Origin of the sequence: Candidatus Planktophila sp., from assembly GCF_046070465.1 — a bacterium.
In the GTDB taxonomy this organism is placed as follows: Bacteria; Actinomycetota; Actinomycetes; order Nanopelagicales; family Nanopelagicaceae; genus Planktophila.
Genome location: NZ_JBJTMK010000109.1, coordinates 1 through 2,596, shown reverse-complemented (window position 1 = coordinate 2,596; position 2,596 = coordinate 1). Strand labels below are relative to the sequence as shown.

The 2,596-nt window shown below is 47.7% G+C and carries 3 protein-coding genes; 1 reads left to right on the top strand and 2 read right to left on the bottom strand.

What is annotated here, in order from left to right; translation table 11 throughout:
- The coding region (locus ACKOVI_RS04980) for a protein kinase domain-containing protein (protein WP_509602960.1) at window positions 1–1,109 on the bottom strand (1,109 nt) is incomplete at its 3' end.
- Complete coding sequence (locus ACKOVI_RS04975) at window positions 1,106–1,882, bottom strand: PP2C family protein-serine/threonine phosphatase (RefSeq protein WP_509602959.1); 777 nt, start codon at window positions 1,880–1,882, stop codon at window positions 1,106–1,108. The genes ACKOVI_RS04975 and ACKOVI_RS04980, both read right to left, overlap by 4 nt.
- Before the next feature lie 56 nt (window positions 1,883–1,938).
- On the opposite strand from ACKOVI_RS04975, the gene ACKOVI_RS04970 reads away from it, so the two are divergent.
- On the top strand, window positions 1,939–2,596 hold a 658-nt coding region (locus ACKOVI_RS04970), incomplete at its 3' end, for a glycerophosphodiester phosphodiesterase (protein WP_509602958.1).

The following is a 2,596-nucleotide window of genomic DNA, read 5'->3' as shown; positions in this document are numbered from 1 at the left end:
CCACGAGGAGCGTGAGTTGTTGCAAGCGGGCTCTGGCTAGCAACGCGATCTTTAGGAATGGCGCCATCATGAGCGCGTTTAATAGTGATGACATATCCATCGAGAAGGCCGCGGGCTTGATCTTCAGAGAGGCCTACCACGTTAGGAATTAGTGGACCGGTCTCTTGCGTACCACTGAGAAGGAATCCAGTGATAGATAGTGCGATTGCTGCAATGAATGAACCGCCGTAAATCATGGCACTACGACGAGTAAAGAATGGCTTTGCTGCAATCTTAGTTGTGACCGCTTGTCCGCGATGAACACGCAGTAAATCATCGAGCATTGATTGCGCAGATTGATATCGATCTTCCGGCTTCTTTGAAAGTGCAACCTTAAGAATGGTGTCGATATCAGCAGGAAGATCCGGTTGAATCGCACGTGCAGATGGAACCTCACCTGAAACATGTTGGTATGCAATAGATACAGGAGTCTCGCCACTAAATGGAGGTTGTCCGGTCAGCAATTCAAAGAGCAAGCAACCGGTTGAGTAAATATCGCTGCGCGCATCTGCTGCATCACCAACAGCTTGTTCTGGTGAAAGATACTGCGCAGTGCCAACGACGTTCCAGGTACTTGTGAGCGTTGCCCCAAGATCATCCATCGCACGTGCAATACCGAAGTCCATCACCTTGACATCACCATTACTTGCAATCATGATATTTGCGGGTTTGATATCTCGATGAACAATATTGCGCTGGTGTGAATACTCAAGTGCAGCAAGAACCTGTTCAGTCATGGAGAGTGCATCTTCAAGAGAGACGCGCTCTCCTTGATGAATCAAAGAGCGCAGCGTGTGGCCAGCGACAAGCTCCATCACGATGTATGGCGCAGGTTCTTCTCCTGAATCATAGACAGCGACGATGCCAGGATGGTTGAGACCAGCAGCAGCCTTTGCTTCTTTACGGAAACGCGTGACGAATGCAGGATCTTTTGCAAGATCACTACGAAGAATTTTGACTGCAACTTCACGAGAGAGGCGCTGATCTTGTGCGATGTAGACATCAGCCATTCCGCCAGTGCCGATCATCTCGCCTAATAAATATCGATCACCGAGGAGCATGGACATCATTTTGCAGCTCCTAATAAGGTGAGTGGTTCTTGAATATCGTTATCGAGAACGTCGGCAACGATAACGGTGACATTATCAGGTGCACCATTTATATATGCAGCATCGACTAAGGCGTCGACTGCGGCCCCTCGAGCCTTGCCCTTGAGGATTGATTTGATCTCTTTCTCAGCTAAAACATTGGAAAGACCATCGCTACAGAGGAGAAAACGGTCATCTGCCTTTGCCTCATAGATAGAAAGTGAAGGATGGTTGCGACTATCTCCCATCAATACCTGGGTAAGAACTGAGCGTTGTGGGTGAGTTGCCACATCAGCTTCTGTGATTGCACCTTGATCAAGAAGTTCTTGAATCACTGTGTGATCGGTACTCAATTGTTCAAAGGTATTCCCGCGTAAACGATAGATACGTGAGTCTCCAACATGGAGCGCAGCAACAGATCCAGCACGAAGCAAGAGCGCAGAGAGAGTTGTGCCCATTCCAGCAAGCTCTGGATTTTCGATTGCATACTCAGAGATGGTTGTATCGATAGTTAAAAGAGAAGAAGAGAACAAGTCATCTGCCGATTCTGTATCGACATCTTTATTAGTAAATACCTCTGACTCTTTTGCAAGTGTTGTGATTGCAATACGAGATGCAACTTCACCAGCTGCGTGGCCACCCATGCCATCAGCAACTGCAACTAGTGATCGAGATGTCAGTGCAGAATCTTCATTACCGGCGCGCACCAGACCAACGGCAGATTTTGCTGCGGTGGCAAAGTAGAGCGCGCTCATGTGCCCATCGTAATGGGGTAGTCACTATTCATTAAGCCTTTGCTACCCTCACCCTTATGCTCATCTACGCACATAGAGGCGCAAGCGCCGACTATCCAGAGATGACCGAGAGCGCCTATCGCGCAGCGGTGACGCAAGGTGCCGATGGCTTCGAATGCGATCTTCGATTGACTCGCGATGAAGTGCCGGTTCTCTGGCATAACGCAACGATGCTGGAGCGAGCAGGTCACGATGGATTAATTGCTGAAATGAGTATGGCGCAGGTGCAACGCGCATATCCGCAGATTCTCACCCTTGATCACTTTCTTGATATTGCTCTCGCTGAGAGGAAAGGTGTTTTGATTGAAACAAAACATCCAGTCATCAGCGGAAATCGAGTGGAGGAAATTCTCGTAGAAAAATTAAAGACGAGAAAAGTTTTATCGAAGATTGATGTATCCGTGATGTCATTTAGTTGGAGTGCAGTCGAGAAAGTACAACGCTTGAATTCCAACATCCCCACTACTTTTCTCATGAATAAGAAAACGCTATGGCCCCTGGTGCGATTTACATCAGCGGCATCAATTGGTCCAGGCATCAATGAAGTCCGCAGCAATCCAGAACTCATCTCAAAGTTAAAGAAACTTGGTAAATCTGTAGCAGTCTGGACCGTCGATCGTGGCGAAGATATTGAACTCTGCAAGGAATTAGGCGTAGATATTCTGATAACAAATA

What these genes read in the sequence shown, in the direction of transcription:
- ACKOVI_RS04975 (WP_509602959.1), bottom strand. Translation starts at nt 1,882, where the DNA reads ATGAGCGCGCTCTACTTTGCCACCGCAGCAAAATCTGCCGTTGGTCTG.